The following is a 1,053-nucleotide window of genomic DNA, read 5'->3' as shown; positions in this document are numbered from 1 at the left end:
CGTTTTTTAGCAGCATCACTAAGAAGTCTAAAAACATTTGGCGCCGAAAACATTTTTCCATATATATCTAATTCAGCACCTACATATGCTGCAAGTCCACCACCTAGACTATGGCCAGTGACACTCATATTTGGCGGGTTATATGTATTTTTAATCTCATTTGCAAAATTTAAAGCTGTATCAAATTGGGTTGGTATTGGATTGCCCATGCCATCTACCTTATCGCTCACACCAAATATAATTTGATTAATATCGGCATTGATATCACCGTCTCCTGCACTAGGCTCGGTTCCGCGATATGAAATGATGATATTTGAGAAGTTACCTTTGTCATAGTCTTTTTTTGAAACAACTGCAATTCCTTGAGCACCATTTCCATCTGGGTTATCAAGTTTTTTTAGAATAATATAATTTGAATTATTTAGTTGATCTCCTATATTTAAACGATCTGAGTCATATGTGTTATCAGCAATTTTTTGGAAATCAATATCAGGAATGGAAGGAAGTGTTGGCATAGTCGGCATAGTAAAGTCTCTCCTTTATGTTATAATAATACTAATTATATGCAAAGGAATGGAAATAAACAATGGCTAAGAAAAAAATAATAATTGCAACAGGAGTGTTTATTTTATTACTTTTAGGAGGTTATCAAATTATGAAGTATAAAGAGACAAAAGAATATGAACAACAAAAAATTGAACAAAAATTTTGGGATGAGCAAAAAGTTCGTATTGAAAAGTTCATAAGATATAATTTTAATGACATTGAATCAATCACTTTTACGGAAACTAGAAAAACACCAATGAGTGTAGGTATATACGGTTATGTAAATGGAGATGAGAAAAAATTGTATTTTATTGCTCCAATATATAATGGAGAAGACAAATTTGATACTGGTTTGACAACTGCTTCTAAATTAGGTGAATTGGCAAAAAATACTTCTCGTTTTTTCTCAGTAACGGAAATTGAAGAATTGGAATCGGAGCAAGAATAATTACAAAACAATTCCTTGCGCGCCATTTCTGTCTGGATTATCAAGCTTTTTTAGAAGAA

Annotated in this window: 2 protein-coding genes; one reads left to right on the top strand and one right to left on the bottom strand. The window is 32.1% G+C overall.

The window, feature by feature from the left end; all coding sequences use genetic code 11:
- The coding region (locus tag BMW29_RS13800; protein ID WP_483867448.1) for a Tle-like phospholipase domain-containing protein at positions 1-524 on the bottom strand (524 nt) is incomplete at its 3' end.
- Positions 525-586: 62 nt separating this feature from the next.
- On the opposite strand from BMW29_RS13800, the gene BMW29_RS13795 reads away from it, so the two are divergent.
- Entirely contained in the window at positions 587-994 is a 408-nt protein-coding gene (locus tag BMW29_RS13795; protein ID WP_092654331.1) for a DUF1433 domain-containing protein, read from the top strand.
- Positions 995-1,053: the final 59 nt, after the last annotated feature.

It is taken from the genome of Isobaculum melis (genome assembly GCF_900111355.1).
Lineage (GTDB): Bacteria > Bacillota > Bacilli > Lactobacillales > Carnobacteriaceae > Isobaculum > Isobaculum melis.
The sequence above is the reverse complement of the archived record's forward strand: the minus strand, read 5'-3'. Positions and strand labels throughout refer to the sequence as shown.